This is a genomic window from Vibrio sp. V09_P4A23P171 (genome assembly GCF_963875615.1).
GTDB classification, from domain to species: Bacteria; Pseudomonadota; Gammaproteobacteria; order Enterobacterales; family Vibrionaceae; genus Vibrio; species Vibrio anguillarum.
Genome location: NZ_CAWNMR010000002.1, coordinates 1 through 17,854, shown reverse-complemented (window position 1 = coordinate 17,854; position 17,854 = coordinate 1). Strand labels below are relative to the sequence as shown.

At 43.6% G+C, this 17,854-nt stretch carries 11 protein-coding genes; 6 read left to right on the top strand and 5 right to left on the bottom strand.

Annotation, left to right across the window (positions count from 1 at the left end):
- The first annotated feature begins 211 nt into the window (after positions 1-211).
- Together adk and hemH are read left to right on the top strand one after the other, a co-directional pair.
- Positions 212-856: an adenylate kinase gene (adk, locus tag AACT23_RS00700; RefSeq protein ID WP_013857306.1), complete on the top strand. Its 645-nt coding sequence runs from the start codon at positions 212-214 to the stop codon at positions 854-856.
- Between the two features lie 115 nt (positions 857-971).
- Positions 972-1,937, top strand: coding sequence for a ferrochelatase (hemH, locus tag AACT23_RS00695; protein WP_019280865.1), 966 nt, complete (start codon positions 972-974; stop codon positions 1,935-1,937).
- Positions 1,938-2,028: 91 nt separating this feature from the next.
- Here hemH and AACT23_RS00690 read toward each other — a convergent pair whose 3' ends face one another.
- The gene (locus AACT23_RS00690; protein ID WP_094127296.1) at positions 2,029-3,417 is read right to left on the bottom strand and encodes a peptide MFS transporter; all 1,389 of its coding nucleotides are present in this window, start codon (positions 3,415-3,417) and stop codon (positions 2,029-2,031) included.
- 307 nt (positions 3,418-3,724) lie between these two features.
- On the opposite strand from AACT23_RS00690, the gene rfaH reads away from it, so the two are divergent.
- The gene (gene rfaH / locus AACT23_RS00685) at positions 3,725-4,225 is read left to right on the top strand and encodes a transcription/translation regulatory transformer protein RfaH (protein ID WP_013857303.1); all 501 of its coding nucleotides are present in this window, start codon (positions 3,725-3,727) and stop codon (positions 4,223-4,225) included.
- Between the two features lie 81 nt (positions 4,226-4,306).
- On the opposite strand, the gene asnB is transcribed toward rfaH, so the two are convergent.
- The 4 genes from asnB to nagA form a co-directional block, all read right to left on the bottom strand.
- Positions 4,307-5,971: an asparagine synthase B gene (asnB, locus tag AACT23_RS00680; protein ID WP_017045499.1), complete on the bottom strand. Its 1,665-nt coding sequence runs from the start codon at positions 5,969-5,971 to the stop codon at positions 4,307-4,309.
- A 272-nt stretch (positions 5,972-6,243) separates the two neighbouring features.
- Positions 6,244-7,830 carry a cation:proton antiporter family protein gene (locus AACT23_RS00675; RefSeq protein WP_017045500.1) on the bottom strand — a complete coding sequence of 529 codons (1,587 nt, stop codon included), beginning with the start codon at positions 7,828-7,830 and terminating at the stop codon, positions 6,244-6,246.
- A 99-nt stretch (positions 7,831-7,929) separates the two neighbouring features.
- Positions 7,930-9,144, bottom strand: a complete 1,215-nt coding sequence (gene nagC, locus AACT23_RS00670; protein ID WP_026028126.1) for a DNA-binding transcriptional regulator NagC — start codon at positions 9,142-9,144, stop codon at positions 7,930-7,932.
- A gap of 2 nt (positions 9,145-9,146) precedes the next feature.
- On the bottom strand, positions 9,147-10,283 hold the full coding sequence (gene nagA / locus AACT23_RS00665; protein WP_026028127.1) for an N-acetylglucosamine-6-phosphate deacetylase: 1,137 nt from the start codon (positions 10,281-10,283) through the stop codon (positions 9,147-9,149).
- A 489-nt stretch (positions 10,284-10,772) separates the two neighbouring features.
- Between nagA and nagE the strand changes: the two genes are divergently transcribed.
- The 3 genes from nagE to AACT23_RS00650 form a co-directional block, all read left to right on the top strand.
- Positions 10,773-12,260 carry an N-acetylglucosamine-specific PTS transporter subunit IIBC gene (gene nagE / locus AACT23_RS00660; RefSeq protein ID WP_013857296.1) on the top strand — a complete coding sequence of 496 codons (1,488 nt, stop codon included), beginning with the start codon at positions 10,773-10,775 and terminating at the stop codon, positions 12,258-12,260.
- A gap of 328 nt (positions 12,261-12,588) precedes the next feature.
- A complete protein-coding gene (gene glnS / locus AACT23_RS00655) occupies positions 12,589-14,259 on the top strand; it encodes a glutamine--tRNA ligase (RefSeq protein WP_017048027.1) in 1,671 nt (556 codons plus the stop codon).
- A 226-nt stretch (positions 14,260-14,485) separates the two neighbouring features.
- On the top strand, positions 14,486-17,854 hold a 3,369-nt coding region (locus AACT23_RS00650; protein WP_094127294.1), incomplete at its 3' end, for a FimV/HubP family polar landmark protein.

Here is a 17,854-nt window from a genome sequence, read left to right as displayed (position 1 = left end):
AAGATTATATTCTTTAGTCTTAATCTGGTTAGTCGCTTAAATTTGTATGTTAGAATGCATCGCTTGAATGCGATCGGTAAGCTGTGTATGTTGCTCGCCGAATTATTATTCACTCATCTCATTACCGTTATACCGAAACTTACCGTTGGTTTTAAGTCTCATCTGGTTGTGAGCTTCGGTATAAATCATAATTTTCTAAAGAGGATTAAACATGCGCATCATTCTTCTAGGTGCTCCCGGTGCAGGTAAAGGCACTCAAGCTCAATTCATCATGGAGAAGTACGGTATTCCACAAATCTCTACTGGTGATATGTTACGTGCTGCGATTAAAGCAGGTACTGAACTTGGCAAAAAAGCGAAATCAGTGATTGATGCTGGTCAACTTGTTTCTGATGAAATCATCCTTGGCTTAATCAAAGAACGCATCACCCAAGCTGATTGTGAAAAGGGCTTTTTACTCGATGGTTTTCCTCGCACGATTCCTCAAGCTGATGGCTTAAAAGCAATGGGTATTAATGTTGACTATGTGATTGAGTTTGATGTTGCCGATGACGTTATTGTTGAGCGTATGGCGGGACGTCGTGCTCACTTGGCTTCTGGTCGTACCTACCACGCCATTTACAACCCGCCAAAAGTGGAAGGTAAAGATGACGTAACAGGTGAAGATCTTGTCGTTCGTGATGATGACAAAGAAGAAACCGTTCGTGCTCGTTTAGGTGTTTACCACGAGCAAACAGCGCCACTGATCACTTACTACGGTAAAGAAGCACAAATGGGTAATACGAAATACCTAAAATTTGATGGCACTAAGCCAGTTGCTCAAGTTAGCGCTGATATTGAGAAAGCATTAGCATAATTGGCTCAGTATAGGCTTGTTAACTTTGTTATAGTGGAAGCGACCTAAAGGTCGCTTTTTTTATGAACTTTCCTGCCGCGAATTCGTACTCAATAATTAACAATGAAATGGATGAATGGAAGTAATGCAAAATAATCAAAAACAGGGTGTGCTATTGGTTAACTTGGGAACGCCGAGTGAACCGACGGCATCGGCAGTAAAACGATTTTTAAGCCAATTTTTACATGACCAACGTGTGGTTGATATGAGTCGTTGGATCTGGTGTCCATTATTACATGGTGTGATTCTTCCGCTGCGAGCCCCCAAGGTTGCTAAGTTATATCAATCTGTTTGGATGGAAGAAGGTTCTCCTTTGATGGTGTACTCTAAACGCCAAGTGCAAGCGTTAGAACAGTATCTCGGTACACCAGTGGAACTTGGTATGACCTATGGTTCACCAAGCCTTTTAGAGGGTATCAACACATTATTGGAGCGTGGTGTTGAAGAGATTGTGGTGCTGCCTCTGTACCCTCAATATTCTGGTACTACTACGGCTGCCGTGTTTGATGGCCTTGCCAAAGCGATGAAACGTATCCCTGTGACGCCCAATTTACGTTTTATTCGTGATTATCATAATCACCCTGCTTATATACGATCTTTGGCGAGTAAAGTCCGTGACTCTTGGCAACGTAACGGGCAAGGTGACTATTTGCTTTGTTCCTACCACGGTATCCCTAAGCGATACGCCGATAACGGTGATATCTACCCACAGCACTGCCAAAAAACCACAGAACTTTTGGCACAAGAACTTGGTTTGAATGCTGACCAAATCGGCATGACCTACCAGTCTATTTTTGGACGTGAAGAGTGGCTACAGCCTTATACGGATAAAACATTAGAGGCTCTGCCAAGCCGCGGTATTAAAAAGTTGGATATCATCACACCCGCCTTCTCGGTGGATTGTTTAGAAACCCTAGAAGAGATAGCTGAGCAAGGTAAAGAAACTTTTATTCACGCTGGTGGAGAATTGTTTACCTACATTGAGTGCCTAAATGATTCGGCAATGCATATAGAAATGATGGCTTCCTTAGTTAAGCGCTGATGAGTTGAATTCTTTTCTGGTACAAAAACGGTCACTATAGCGTGACCGTTTGTCATTATTATTCTTGAATTACCACTAGGTGTATTTGAAGCTAAACCAACTGAGCTTGTTGCTCCTCAATTTCTTCAGCGTAGCTTGTGGTTCTTTCTGCACCGTGCATCCAACGAACGAGCGTGTTAGAGCACAACAGTAAAATGACGCCGCCAATGCTTGCTGTTACTGCAATACCGCTGAAGATAGCCATCGCACCAAGCTCTCCCACATGAGAACCTACATGGCCTGCTACATAATTCGCGATTGCGTTACAACCGAACCATGCTCCCATCATTAATGAAGCAAGGCGTAGTGGGGCTAGTTTAGTGACAAGCGATAGACCAATTGGTGATAGACACAGTTCGCCCAAGGTATGGAAGAAGAAGGCACCGACAAGCCATAGCATTGATGTTTTTACGGTAGTGTCACCACCTTGCTCCATAACCGCACCAACCATGCATAGGAAGCCTAGGGCTAAGAAGAACATCGCTAATGCAAACTTCATTGGCGAGTTTGGTTCACGCTTACCTAATTTTACCCATAATACGGCTAATACAGGGGCAAGAGTAATAATGAAAAATGGATTTAACGATTGGAACCAAGCCGCAGGTATCTCAAAACCGCCCATCATACGATCAGTGTATTGCTGCGTGTAAATGTTCATTAAACCACCAGCTTGTTCGAAACCCGCCCAGAAAACAATAGTAAACAAACTCATCACAAGGATAACTTTGATACGATCTACTTCTGCTTTCGTTAGTGGTTCTTTATTTGCTGATTTTTTCAGTTTTAGATCGCGCTTAGCTGCTGGTTCGCGGCCAATATTACCAAGCCATGATTGAGCCATTGCCATTTGCATCACAAGGCTGATCAGCATACCAATACCAGCGGCCACAAAACCGGCTTTCCAACCAAATGAGTTAGTAACTGAACCAGAGATCACACCAGCAAGTAGCGCACCTAAATTGATCCCCATGTAGAAGATGGTGAACGCGCCATCACGACGGTTATCACCTTCATTATATAGGTCACCAACCATTGTTGAGATATTGGGCTTAAATAGACCGTTACCACAGATAAGCAGTGCAAGGCCTAAATAGAAAGTGTGTAGAGAGCCAATGCCTAGCACATCTGCAGGCAGTGCCAGCGTAAATTGGCCAATGGCCATTAACGCTCCACCCAATAAAATAGAACGGCGTTGCCCAAGGTAGTTGTCTGCAAGGTAACCACCAATAAGCGGTGTGATGTAGACTAGCCCTGTATAGGTGCCGTAAAGATCGAGAGCATCTTTAGTCGACCAACCTAGACCGCCATTCATCGTTGCGTCTGTAAGATAAAGTACCAAAATGGCGCGCATCGCATAATACGAAAAACGCTCCCATAGCTCTGTGCCAAAAAGTAAAAATAGGCCCCTTGGGTGCCCAAAGTATTGATGTTGGTTTGTCATAAGAATTATTAGTATTTGAGATGAGAAAAATTGTGCTTTAGATATACATGGGCTTTTAGCGTATCGCAATGAGTAAAATCAGTATTTTATTCTGGCATTATTAACTAACTCATTGTTTTTAAAATGCATGTCTATCAATGCTCAAAGTTTTGTTGCGTTATGAAAACTTATCTTTCATTACTGATTATTTGAATTTGCCTTGTTCGGACATTAAGGGTTTATTTTTGTGTTCAGTTTATTAGCCGTTTATTGAGGAGGAGGATGGTGTTAGGATTCAAGAAAAAGAAAAGCAGTAGCTAGGAATAAAATGAAACGTTGGTATTTGTTGTATTGTAAACGTGGCGATCAGAGGCGTGCTAAAGCACACCTTGAAAACCAAGGTGTCGAATGTTTCTACCCAGAAATTGAACTAGAGAGAATTCTTCGGGGTAAGCGGCAAGTTGTCAAAGAGCCACTTTTTCCCTCCTATATGTTCATTTACTTTGATTTTGAAATTGGCCCAACCTTTACTAGTGTGCGCTCTACTCGCGGTGTGGTTGATTTCATCCGATTTGGTTCACATCCGAAGGAGTTGGACAGTGATTTGATCGAGGAATTGAAGTTACTCGACCAGTTAAAATTACCGGTAGCATCGTTCAATATTCCAGAAAAAGGGCAGGTAGTTCGACTTAAGGGTGGGCAGTTCTCAGGAATTGATGCCATTTACCAAGAGCCCGATGGTGAGACGCGATCGATTATGCTGGTTAAAATGATCAGCCAAGTGATACCGATGAGCATTGATAATAAGCATTTAGAATTAGATTCGTGATTGACTCTCTACAGTAAGCTCTTTAGACACATAAAAGGCGCATTTTGCGCCTTTTATTTACTTTATTAGCCAGCGTTTTGGTTAGTACGCTTCATTATGCACCGCTTTGACAGCTCGGCCTGACGGGTCAATACAATTTTTAAAGGATTCATCCCACTCTATTGCTTTGGCGGAAGAACAAGCTACAGAAGGACCTCCAGGAACGCATTGTGCAGCAGACTCTAACGGGAACAGCTCTTCGAAGATCTCGCGGTAAACATACCCTTCTTTTGTCGCTGGAGTATTATATGGGAAGCGGTATTTTGCTGTTTCCATCTGTTGATCGGTAACTTTTTCTTCAGCAACACTCTTTAGGGTGTCAATCCAGCTATAGCCCACACCATCGGAAAATTGCTCTTTTTGACGCCAAGCAATCGAGGCTGGCAGATAATCTTCAAAGCACTCACGTAGAATGTGTTTTTCCATCTTGCCATTGCCACACATTTTGTCAGCAGGGTTAAGCCTCATTGCAACATCAATAAACTCTTTGTCTAGGAAAGGAACGCGTCCTTCCACTCCCCAAGCCGCTAAAGATTTATTAGCGCGAGCACAGTCAAACAAGTTCAACGCCAGCAGTTTACGCACCGTTTCTTCGTGGAATTCTTGCGCGTTTGGTGCTTTGTGGAAGTATAAGTAACCACCGAAGATCTCATCCGCTCCTTCGCCGGAAAGTACCATTTTGATACCCATAGCTTTGATTTTCCGCCCCATCAAATACATCGGAGTAGAGGCTCGAATTGTCGTCACGTCATACGTTTCAATATGGTAAATAACATCACGAATAGCATCTAAACCCTCTTGGATGGTATACGTCATTTCGTGGTGTACAGTGCCAATTTTTTCAGCCACTTCACGAGCCGCTTTAAGGTCTGGAGCACCGTCTAAACCCACCGCAAAAGAGTGAAGCTGTGGCCACCATGCTTCTGATTGTTCATCATCTTCAATTCGCATTGCGGCGTAACGTTTCGCAATGGCTGACGTAATTGAAGAGTCCAATCCTCCAGAAAGCAAAACCCCATAAGGTACATCTGTCATCAGTTGGCGCTTAACGGCCGCTTCTAATGCTTGTTTTAGCTCTTCTTTACTGCTGCTATTGCCTTGGACTGCCGCATATTCATTCCAATCTCGAATATAGTAGCGTTGTGCACCTGCCTCTTTCGAGCTGTAGTAACTACCAGGAGGAAATTCACTGATAGTTTTGCAAATGCTTACCAAAGCTTTCATTTCGGATGCAATGTAATAGTTACCGTGTTCGTCATGGCCTTGGTAAAGAGGAATGATACCAATATGGTCACGCCCGATGAGGTACTCATCTTTTTCTTCATCATAGAGCACAAAGGCAAAGATACCGTTGAGTTCTTCAAGCAGCGCGGCACCCATGTCTGCATAAAGCGCTAATATCACTTCACAGTCAGAGTCGGTTTGAAAATCGTATTTGCCTTGGTAACGAGCACGAATTTCTTTGTGGTTATAAATCTCACCATTGACCGCTAATATGTGCTTTTTATTTGGGCTGTAAAGTGGTTGTGCGCCGCTGTTTAAACCGACAATAGAAAGGCGCTCATGAGCCAAGATTGCTTTTTCTGAAGCATAGATGCCAGACCAATCAGGGCCGCGGTGACGCATTTTTTTAGACATCTCTAGCGCTATTGGGCGTAACGCTGTTGCATCACTTTTAATATCAAGAATGCCAAATATAGAACACATACAACTTCCTTTTGATGATTTTTAATCTGTTGGACCTAATTTGCCATTCTGGTTAAAAAAAGCAACCATATGGTGTCGTTAATATCACATAAGATGCATCTTGGTGAATTTTATTTAAGTAATGGGTGCTTTATATGGATTTTTTCTATTTGTTTTCTATTTTTGAGCGATGGTGGGTAAATTATGCCCAACTAAGCTCTGGGGCCGTATTGAGTTGGGCATAGAAATGACAATGTTTTACCTAAAAATTGCGATGGCTTACCTAGACATTATTACGGTTTAGTAAAATTAGGTTGGAGTTGTTTACATACGTGACGGGCAAAACCGCTACCCGCTTCGCTATAGATGTTGAATGCCGCATCAACACCACTTTCCAATAGTGATTCCAATTGGTCTGGGTATTCGGCGATGGCTGCGATTTGTCCTTTAAAATTACGGTGTTGTAACTGCGATAGCGCGATTTGGTTACCCTGATGATGCGGCATAGCAAGTAGTACGAGTTTTACATTACCAGTGTCTAGAATACGCTCCCAAAAATCAGGGTCGGTTGCATCACCAGCAATAACATTGCGCCCTTGTGAGCGGTGATCATGAGCAACCTCTTCTCGGACTTCTATGCCTAAACTTATTTTGCCATAACGAGAGCGCAACTCATCATATGCACCGGTACCGATGCGGCCCATCCCTAATATGAGTACCTGAGCATGGCCTGGATTAATTAATTGATCTTTGGTGTTGAGTTTTTCAGCGGCATGTTCTTTGAGCCATTGCCGTGAATGTTGATAGAGTTCATGGCCTTTACGGCTTATTGGGGCTGCGATTACAAATGAAATGGATACCGCAATGGCCAGTGCGACCAATATATCACCCGACATCCATCCCATTTTGAAAGCAAGCCCCCCCACAATCAGTCCGAATTCACTGAAATTGAATAAAGACAAGGTGGCTAACAGTGAGGTTCTCACTCGGAATTTAAAGCGGTTGAGTACCCAAAAATAGAGGATACCTTTGATGGGAAGCAGCAGTAAGAGCAACAATGCGAGCGCAAACCCAGTCATTGTGGGCTGTTCTGATAGTCCAATATTGAGGAAAAAGCAGACGAGAAACAGCTCTTTTAGATTAAAGAGTGATTTTGACAGCTCAGATGCTTTGCGATGGCCTGCTAGCAGCATGCCTAAAATCAGAGCACCAAGATCGGGTTTCATCCCAACCAATTCAAATGATCCTGCTCCGACCACTAAGGCAAAAAATATACCAAACAGAACAAGCATTTCACCGTGACCAACCCAGTCGAGCAGTTTGTAAAATAGTGGCCGCATAAAGGGTAGGATCAATAAAGTGGCAGCGTACCAATGAGGAAGTTTTCCTGTCGAGACGGTTAAAAATATGACAGCAAAGATATCTTGCATCACAAGAATACCGATGGCGATAGTGGCGTATGTCGCGTTCATTTCTCCTTTCTCTTGCAGTGATTTCACCGCAAAAACAGTACTGGAGAATGACAAAGCAAAACCAAGCAGAACTAATTGTTCAATTGACATGGAGGCCAGAGAGCTAACCCCTAAATATTTGAATATCAATAAAGCAATGCTGAAAATCCCTGTCGAAAGGAGGTTATGAACCGTGGCACCAGCCCAAATCTCTCTCGCAAGTAAGGTTTTAATCTCTAGCTTAAGTCCAATTGTGAACAGCAATAAGGTAACCCCTAGATCGGCTAGGGTCAGAATGGTATCGCTGCTGTGGTAGCCAGCAGCATTAAGGCCAAACCCAGCAACTAAAAAGCCAACCAACGGAGGTAAATTGCATTTCAAGGCAATAAACCCTGCGAAAAAAGCCGTTGAAATTAGGATAAGTTCCATAAATTCCTTTAGTAATGCTTTGGTTTAAAAATAATGTTTTGGTTGTAAAAAAGGCTGTGTCATGACGACACAGCCTTTTATTATAATTCAATCGGTTGCTTAATCGCCAAGTAATTTTTGAAGTAAAACACCATTTAACATTGCCCGTTTAATCATAGCAAATGCACCTATGGTTGGTTGTTTATCAATCTGCGACGCGACTATGGGTAAATTGGTGTGGAAAGTTTTGAGTGATTGATTCTCTACATTTCGTTGAATCGCGGGGAATACGATCTCTTGAGCGGCTGTAATTTGACCTGCAATTACCACTTTTTGTGGGTTGAACAAGTTAATGGTCATCGCAATGGCTTTACCGAGTTGATTACCCACTCGAATTAAGCTCTGTTTTGCTAGCTCATCACCGAGATTGGCGTGCTCACATACATCATTGATGGTAATGCTCTCTATATTCGCTAGGCTAGATTCATAGCCCTGAGCAATCAGTTTTTTAACACGAGATATAATAGCCGGGTTTGCGGCTACCGTTTCTAAACAGCCGAAATTTCCGCATTGACACTGTTCGCCGAGTGGGTCGATTTGGATATGACCAATTTCACCTACGTTACGGTTATAGCCTAGGAATACTTGACCATTGACGATAATGCCAGCCCCAGTTCCTCGGTGAACGCTGACTAGGATAGAGTCTTGACAGTCTTTGCTGGCACCAAAATAATGTTCGGCAAGCGCCATACCGCGCACGTCGTTGCCAACAAAACATTCAACATGAAAATTATCACGAATGATGTCACCTAAAGCGAGTGCATCAATAGCAATGTTGGGCATGTATTCTACGACACCCGTTTCTGGGTTGACTAAGCCGGGTAGGGCAATACCAATGGCAATGAACTGTTCGATTCGCTCTTGCTGTTGTTTGATAAAGGTATTGAGGTGGAAAAGGAGTCCCTCAATTAATTGTGTTTGGTGAGAATAGTGAAACTCGTGATAGTCCGACGCGAGTTCTTTGCCCCCTAAATTATACAGGCTGAGCTGAATGTAATCTCGGCCTAAACGTACGGCGACAGAGTGAAAAGGGGCTACTTCGGTTGTTAAGGAGATGGCTCTACGTCCGCCAGTAGAGGCTTGTTGTGCGACCTCTTTAATGAGGCCGCGTTCTAGAAGTTGGCGGGTTATTTTTGTAACACTTGCTGGAGCAAGTTGGCTCACATCGGCAACTTGAATACGAGATATCGGACCTTGTAGGTCGATCAATCGGTACACTGCTGCGCTGTTGAGTTGTTTGACTAAATCTACGTTACCTATTTGTCCGCCATTCATTATCAATTGTGCTCGTATTGTCCGTTAACAACCGTCGCCTGAACATTGAAGTCTCTATCAAATGCAGTGAGGTTCGCCACCATGCCTTTTTTTACTCGGCCTAGTTTGTGATCCACACCAATTGCTTTTGCCGGATACAGAGTTGCCATCCGCAGAGCTTCGTCCAATGCGATACCAACGTGCTCAACAGTGTTTTGCACTGCCTCAATCATAGTGAGTGCTGAGCCGCCCAGTGTGCCGTTTTCATCAACACACTTACCATCACGGTAATATACTTTCTTACCGACAAAAATAAAGTAATCCATGTTAGCGCCTGCAGGAGCTGTGGCATCGGTCACTAATACAAGCTTTTCGCCTTTGATTTTGTGAGCAATTCTGATGTTAGCATAATCAACATGAAAGCCATCAGCAATAATGCCAGCATAAACTTCTGGGGTGTCATAAATTGCACCAACGACACCGGGTTCACGTCCAACCATCGGCGTCATGGCATTAAATAAGTGTGTGGCAAAGGTGATGCCTGATTCAAAGCTTTTACGTGCTTCAGTATAAGTTGCGTTAGTGTGACCAATCGATACCACAATGCCAGCTTTCACCAGACGTTCAATGTGTTCTGGATTGTTGTGCTCTGGCGCCAATGTCACTTTAGCAATCACATCGCTATTTTCACACATAGTGGCGATCATGTTGTCATCTGAAGGGCGGATGAAATCCACACTGTGAATGCCCTTTTTCATCACATTAAGATATGGCCCTTCAAGGTGTAAACCCAGTGATTGGTTTTTATATTGAGAGTGATATTCACGTGCGGCAGAAATCGCTTTGCGCATGTCTTCGTCTGAAGAGGTGATTAACGTTGGCAAAAAGCTTGTGCATCCTGATTTTAGGTTGGCTTTATGCATGATCTGCATCGTAGTCGCGGTTACTTCATCATTCAGCATCACACCGCCACAACCATTCAATTGCAGGTCGATAAAGCCTGGGCTTAGGTTTGCACCATTTAAATCTTGTGTCGCTATATCTTGTGGTAAATCCGCAATAGGACAGACCGCTTCAATCAACTCGTTGTTGATAATCACAGCATGGTCAACTAGCACATCACTGCCAGTGTAGATTTTACAGTTAGTTAGTGCGTACATAATCATCAAATCCTTATCTATCAATATTTTATAAATTTGGCGAGGCGACGAAATGAAAGGTGGAATGTGCCAGTACGGTGCTTTCTTTTCTTACTTCAATTAGGTCGCGAATTATCTTGCTAGCAAACAGCCAATGCTGGATGACATTAAAATTAAGTGCTCGTTTTGACTGGGTTATTTGATAGTTATAGTTTGCATTTTATACGAAAAAAGCCAGTCGGGGTTGTTTAGCTTACATGCTATTCGACGATGAAACAGGCAAATATTATCGCCTAATTTCCATTTTTTTTAATTGTAAAATAAGTTTTATGATCTCGCTAGCAAAAACCTTGGTATTTGGCAGATTGTGGTGATTATGATCACAAATGATAAGGTTTTAATTTGCGGAGCAAAATTAATATCATAAACTGAGTTTGACTAAATTGAGCGACTAAAATAAGTGGCTCAACCAAATACAAAAAATCCTAAATCCTATAGGGGGAACTTAAGGTGAATATTCTTGGATACTTTCAAAAAGTAGGCAAGGCGTTGATGGTACCAGTTGCCACATTGCCAGCTGCCGCGATACTAATGGGTATTGGTTATTGGATCGACCCAAATGGGTGGGGTTCAAACAGTGCCTTGGCTGCATTCCTGATTAAAGCAGGTGCTGCAATCATTGATAACATGTCTGTACTGTTTGCTGTTGGTGTGGCTTACGGTATGTCTAAAGATAAAGACGGTGCTGCTGCATTGTCGGGTTTTGTTGGTTTCTTAGTCGTGACGACTTTGCTTTCTCCAGGAGCCGTTGCACAGATCCAAGGTATTGATCCAAGCGCAGTTCCTGCTGCTTTTGGTAAAATCAACAACCAGTTTGTTGGTATTTTAGTAGGTATTGTTTCTGCTGAAATCTACAATCGCTTCTCTACTGTAGAACTGCATAAAGCATTAGCCTTCTTCTCTGGCAAACGCCTAGTACCTATTTTGACGTCGTTTGCTGGTATTTTTATCGCCTTCGTTCTGATGTATGTATGGCCGCATGTTTATGGTGGTCTAGTATCGTTTGGTGAATCGATTCAAGGTCTAGGTTCTGCGGGTGCAGGTATCTATGCGTTCTTTAACCGCTTGCTAATCCCTGTTGGTCTTCATCACGCACTGAACTCAGTATTCTGGTTTGACGTTGCGGGTATTAACGACATTCCTAACTTCTTAGGTGGTGCAAAATCTATCGCTGAGGGTACTGGTATCCCAGGTGTAACGGGTATGTACCAAGCAGGCTTCTTCCCTATTATGATGTTCGGTCTACCTGGTGCGGCATTGGCTATTTACCACACATCTACAGCGAAGAATAAAGAGAAAGTTGCTTCTATTATGATTGCAGCTGGTTTTGCTTCATTCTTTACCGGTGTAACTGAACCTCTAGAATTCTCGTTCATGTTCCTTGCTCCTGCACTATATGTACTGCATGCAGCATTGACGGGTCTATCAGTATTCATTGCTGCTTCAATGCAGTGGATTGCGGGTTTCGGTTTCTCTGCAGGCCTTGTGGATATGGTATTGTCATCACGTAACCCACTGGCGGTTAATTGGTACATGCTAATAGTTCAAGGTATTGTGTTCTTTGCTCTCTACTATGTGATTTTCCGTACCGTTATTTTGAAATTTGGCCTTAAAACACCAGGTCGCGAAGATGACGACAGCGATAGCAAAGTATCAGGCGCGAAAGAGTCTTCTGAGCTCGCTAAACAATACCTTAAAGCTCTAGGCGGTCACAGCAACCTATCTAACATCGATGCTTGTATCACTCGCTTACGTTTATCTGTCAATGACATGAGTATTATCGACGAGAAAACATTAAAAGCATTGGGTGCCATGGGTGTGGTGAAACTGGGTACTAATAACCTACAAGTTATCTTAGGCCCTCTTGCTGAAATCGTTGCTGGTGAGATGAAGTCTATCAATGCAAACGAAGATCTTTCTAGCGTGAAACTTCCTTAGTCTTAATCGCAACGGATGATTAGGTTATTTTAAAGCCTCTGCTTTATGCAGAGGTTTTTCTTATTCATCAAATGAGCGCTATTCAAATTTAAGGCTGCCCACAACGGTAGCTTTTGCCTATTTCTTACGCCCTTTACCTGAAATTTTGCTTAGCCTAGCCAGACAAAAGGCAATGTCTTGAAATAATCGCAGGAAATGCCCACTTTTTATTGTGCAAGAGCGGATAATTGTGGATCATTAGCGACAAACTTTCTGTTTCTGCAAGCATTGCTGCTCTTACATACAGAAAAATCTTCTGACGATACTAAATAATTTTGAGGTGCTATAGATGAGTGAAGCTGAGGCTCGTCCATCGAATTTTATTCGCCAAATCATTGATAAAGATTTAGCGGATGGCAAACACACAAGTGTGCATACTCGTTTTCCGCCCGAGCCAAATGGTTACCTGCACATCGGTCATGCTAAATCTATCTGCTTAAACTTTGGTATTGCTCAGGACTATCAGGGACAGTGTAATTTACGTTTTGACGATACAAACCCTGAAAAAGAAGATATGGAGTACGTTGAGTCAATCAAAGCCGACGTGAAATGGCTCGGCTTCCAATGGTCTGGTGATGTTTGTTATTCGTCAGATTATTTTGACAAACTATACCAATACGCGGTTGAGTTGATCCAAAAAGGTCTGGCTTATGTTGAAGAGCTCAGTCCAGAAGAGATCCGTGAATATCGAGGTACATTGACTCAAGCAGGTAAGCCAAGTCCGTACCGCGATCGCAGCATTGAAGAAAACCTAGCCCTATTTGAGAAAATGCGCGCTGGTGGTTTCGAAGAAGGCAAAGCGTGTTTACGTGCCAAGATTGACATGGCGTCATCCTTTATGGTGATGCGCGATCCTGTGCTTTACCGTGTTCGTTTCGCTGAGCATCACCAAACGGGTAACAAATGGTGCATTTATCCAATGTACGATTTTACCCACTGTATCTCGGATGCCTTGGAAGGAATCACGCACTCAATTTGTACCCTAGAGTTTCAAGATAACCGCCGTCTGTACGATTGGGTGTTGGAAAATATCACGATTGACTGTCGACCACATCAGTATGAGTTTAGCCGTTTAAACCTTGAATACACGGTAATGTCTAAGCGTAAACTAAACCAGCTGGTTACGGAAAAATTAGTGGATGGTTGGGATGACCCACGTATGCCGACGATTTCAGGTTTACGCCGCCGTGGATTCACACCAGCATCGATTCGTGAGTTTTGCAAACGCATAGGTGTGACAAAACAGGAAAATATGATCGAATTCAGTTCGTTAGAGTCTTGTATCCGTGAAGACTTAAACGAACATGCGCCTCGCGCCATGGCGGTTCTTGACCCTGTAAAAGTGGTGATAGAAAACTTTGAGGCGGGTAAAGTCGAGACGTTAACGCTGGCAAATCATCCAAACAAGCCTGAAATGGGCGAACGTGAAGTTCCATTTACTCGCGAATTGTGGATTGAACGTGAAGATTTCCGTGAAGAAGGCAACAAGAAATACAAACGTTTAGTTTTAGGCAAAGAAGTTCGCTTACGCGGCGCTTACGTAATAAAAGCAGAGCGCATTGAAAAAGATGCACAAGGCAATATTACGACAATATTCTGCACTTACGATATGGATACTCTGGGTAAAAACCCGGCTGATGGACGCAAAGTAAAAGGTGTTATTCATTGGGTATCCGCCGATAAAGCCTTGCCAGCTGAAATTCGTTTGTATGATCGCCTATTTACCGTTCCCAACCCGGCGGCGGCTGACAACTTTGCCGAAACTATTAACCCAGATTCATTGGTTAAAATTAATGGTTTTGTTGAGCCTAGTTTAGTGTCGGCACACGCGGAGCAAGGTTATCAGTTTGAGCGCATGGGTTATTTCTGTGCTGACTCGAAAGATTCTAAACCAGAAGCGTTGGTTTTTAACCGCACAGTGGGTCTACGTGACACTTGGGCAAAAATAGACGCAGAGTAAGCTTAAGTACTATTTAAAAAGGTCAGCCAATGCTGGCCTTTCTTTTTATTATGGTACTGTTTTTGTCTGAGCAAGCTCACTTAGCGGGGAAAAATGTGTGAGATTCCTGCGATTATCGTAGTCGTGACACATTTTTTACCTTGCGTCCTATAGTTTTGCTAGCGTTATCCGATATATTAAACAGATCATCGTATTTATTTATTCCAAGCACATAGCTGAGCCTTATATGCGTCAAATTTTTCAGCGTCTACTGTTGCCGATAGCAATGGTTGCCGTGACTCAGACTTCTATCGTTAGTGCCGAGAGCATTCGCCTGGTTGGGCCGAATGGTGAGATCCAGTCTTCTCCTCAATTTTCAGAAAATCTCACTCAAACTCGTAATCTTCAGCAGGCTAATAGCCAACCATCGACGTTTTTTGGGCCAACCTTAGACAGCGACACTTTGTGGTCTATTGCCACTCGACTACGCCCATCGAATAACGTCACTGTACAACAAACCCTACTGGCCATTTATCGGCTAAACCCTCAGGCGTTCGAAAATCAAAATATTCACAGTTTGATTCCGGGTAGCAACTTACGTGTTCCATCATTGGCACAGGTAAATAGTGCGCCCACACAAGAAGCGGTCAATATCATGGCCGCGCATCAAGCCAAATTGAATGCTAATACGGCGCAGCCAACAGCGCCTGTTACTGCTGCTTCTACAGCTTTGCCTGAAAAAACAATTGCCTCTATTGCCGCTCAACCAGTTGTTGAAAAGACGAAGAGTGAACCTGTGCTAAAAGATATTGGCACACAAGTTGCGAAATCTGATACTGAATTACTGGCGCTTGAAGAGAAAAATCATAAGTTACGTTTGATGCTGGCAGATGTTCAATCTGAAGTCGATGCACTCAAAGGAGAACTCGGTGACGAAAACCGCATTCGCTCTGAAGTTGAAAAGCTACTTGATGAAGAACGTCGAAAAGCACTAGAGGCGCAAAAGCTTGCACCAAGTGCACTTGATCAACTGCTTTCCAACTCTTGGTTGGTCGCCGCTCTCGCCCTTATTCCTGGTCTGTTAATTGGTTTACTGGTTGTGATGTTGCTTGGCCGCCGATCCAAGCCAACGGAGCAGCCTGTTGTCACTCAAGGTAATCAAGAGCCCATAACGCCAATGGCTGCTGGCAGCCTTGAAGATATTGACGATGATTTAATGCTGGATGATGACTTGTTTGGTGAGTCTGATGATAGTGAGAAGTTATTTGGTGACGACATCACACAGGATGATGAAATCGATGACAATGCTGAGCAAGAATCGGACATTTTTGCCGATTTAGACGATACAGATTTAGACTTCAACCTCGAAGGTGAAGATGGCGAAGACCCATTTGCGAGTATCGGCGATGATGGTGATCTTGCTGCGGATTTAGAAGATTTGACCGCTAGCAGTAACGGCATCAGTGTTGGTGCTGACGAAAAAGCTGTCGGTCTCGATGAGATGGCGCGAGCTTTAGACGAAGCGTTATTAGATGAAGATGACGGCGAAACAGAATTTGATTTATCCGATGATGATGATTCCATCTCTGAAGACGACATTGACGCGTTATTGGCTGGAGATGATAAAGCTGAAGATCTCGGAAGCGATACTTTAGATCAATCGCTACTTGACGATTTGTTTGCCGCCAATAGTGATGACGATCATCATGATAGTTTTGACTTTGATTCATTATTGGATGAGTCCGAAGATGATTTCAACTTGGATTCAGAAGAGCCTGAGCTAGCAAAAACCGGCGGTAACTTCGATTTAAAAGAAGCAGAGCTAGCGTCGGATAGTGAACTTGATGATCTATTCGCAACGATTGAAGCGCAATCTGACCTCACCTCAATAGAAACTGATTCCTCCACTGAAACAGCGCTGCTGGATGAATTATTAGAAGAGCAAGATGAAGACGTCCTAGCAATTGATAGTGACAGTGTCGAACTGCTCGATGAGCTACTCGGTGATGATGAAGAGAACGAGACAGACTTATCGGAAAGCACCGACTTACTTGAAGAACTTGTGCAGCCCGATAAAGACATCGCTTCGAGCGAAGAAGATATTGATGATGTTGACTTCACTGGTGATCAAACTCTGTATGAGTTATTGGGTGAAGAAACTACGGAATCCGACATTGAAACCGAGCTGGATGAGAATAGTACAGAGCTATTGGACGAACTATTTACTGACAATGGTTCTGAATCACTTGAGTTTGAAAAGGCAGACCAAGAGCAAGAAGGTGCTGAAGATAAGGATAGTCTCGCTGAAGAAGATGGTACGGCATTATTTGAAGAGTTGCTGGAAATCGAGCAGCATGCTCAGAATATCGAAGAGGCCGAACAGCAAAATAGCGAGTTGTTGGATAATGAAAACGATAGCGTTGAAGATTCCGAGTTTAACAGCGACATCTTCATTGACGATCTGCTAAGTGCCGCTCCTGAAAAAGATCCTCTACTGGATGATGAACAGATGGGAGTGGTTGATGGCGACATTGATGAAGAATTTATCGACGACTCATTTGATTTTAACCCAGAAATTGAAGGGGCAAGTTATCCGGATCTGAAGCCGAATGAGGAGCAACCTCTAAGCAGCTCGACATCCCCGGAAAAAATAGAACCCGCACAGGTTAGCAAACCAGAAGTCAGCCCTAACGAATTTGGAGTTCCACAAGATGAAGACTGGGACATTGGTGAGCTAGAAGACGAAGAACCAAGCCAAGCTGATGTTGAGCCGCTTCAAACTAATTCAGCAGAATCATCGGCAAAGGACCATGTTGAGGAGCTCCACGATGACAAGTTAGTGGAGTTCGAAGAAGAAGATCTCCTTGCTTCCTTTAATGAGCCATCGCTAGAAGAACAGTCACAGAGCGAGCTTTCCGAAGTCCAACTGCCAGAGCAGTCAGAAGAAGACGCGCTGGCGGATGCGATAGCCGAGCCTCAAGAGGCGGCGTCAGAGCCTGTTGCTCAAGAAAGTTTTGAAGCGATTGACGAGCAAGCCTTGCCTGAATTCAGTGAAGAAGATGCACTTGCTTCAATTAACGAGCCTCCTCTAGAAGAAGAAAAGGAAGACGAGAGCGATCTTACGGATCTTGAGCTGCCAGAGTACACAGAAGAAGACGCGCTGGCGGATGCGATAGCTGAGCCTCAAGAGGCGGAGTCAGAGCCTGTTGCTCAAGAAAGTTTTGAAGCGATTGATGAAGAGGCGTTGCCTGAGTTCAGCGAAGAAGATGCGCTTGCTTCAATTAACGAGCCTCCTCTAGAAGAAGAAAAGGAAGACGAGAGCGACCTTACGGATCTTGAGCTTCCAGAGTACACAGAAGAAGACGCGCTGGCGGATGCGATAGCCGAGCCTCAAGATGCGGCGTCAGAGCCTGTTGCTCAAGAAAGTTTTGAAGCGATTGATGAAGAGGCGTTGCCTGAGTTCAGCGAAGAAGATGCACTTGCTTCAATTAACGAGCCTCCTCTAGAAGAAGAAAAGGAAGACGAGAGCAACCTTACGGATCTTGAGCTTCCAGAGTACACAGAAGAAGACGCGCTGGCGGATGCGATAGCCGAGCCTCAAGAGGCGGCGTCAGAG

What these genes read in the sequence shown, in the direction of transcription:
- adk (WP_013857306.1), top strand. Translation starts at nt 212, where the DNA reads ATGCGCATCATTCTTCTAGGTGCTCCCGGTGCAGGTAAAGGCACTCAA.
- hemH (WP_019280865.1), top strand. Translation starts at nt 972, where the DNA reads ATGGAAGTAATGCAAAATAATCAAAAACAGGGTGTGCTATTGGTTAAC.
- AACT23_RS00690 (WP_094127296.1), bottom strand. Translation starts at nt 3,417, where the DNA reads ATGACAAACCAACATCAATACTTTGGGCACCCAAGGGGCCTATTTTTA.
- rfaH (WP_013857303.1), top strand. Translation starts at nt 3,725, where the DNA reads ATGAAACGTTGGTATTTGTTGTATTGTAAACGTGGCGATCAGAGGCGT.
- asnB (WP_017045499.1), bottom strand. Translation starts at nt 5,971, where the DNA reads ATGTGTTCTATATTTGGCATTCTTGATATTAAAAGTGATGCAACAGCG.
- AACT23_RS00675 (WP_017045500.1), bottom strand. Translation starts at nt 7,830, where the DNA reads ATGGAACTTATCCTAATTTCAACGGCTTTTTTCGCAGGGTTTATTGCC.
- nagC (WP_026028126.1), bottom strand. Translation starts at nt 9,144, where the DNA reads ATGAATGGCGGACAAATAGGTAACGTAGATTTAGTCAAACAACTCAAC.
- nagA (WP_026028127.1), bottom strand. Translation starts at nt 10,283, where the DNA reads ATGTACGCACTAACTAACTGTAAAATCTACACTGGCAGTGATGTGCTA.
- glnS (WP_017048027.1), top strand. Translation starts at nt 12,589, where the DNA reads ATGAGTGAAGCTGAGGCTCGTCCATCGAATTTTATTCGCCAAATCATT.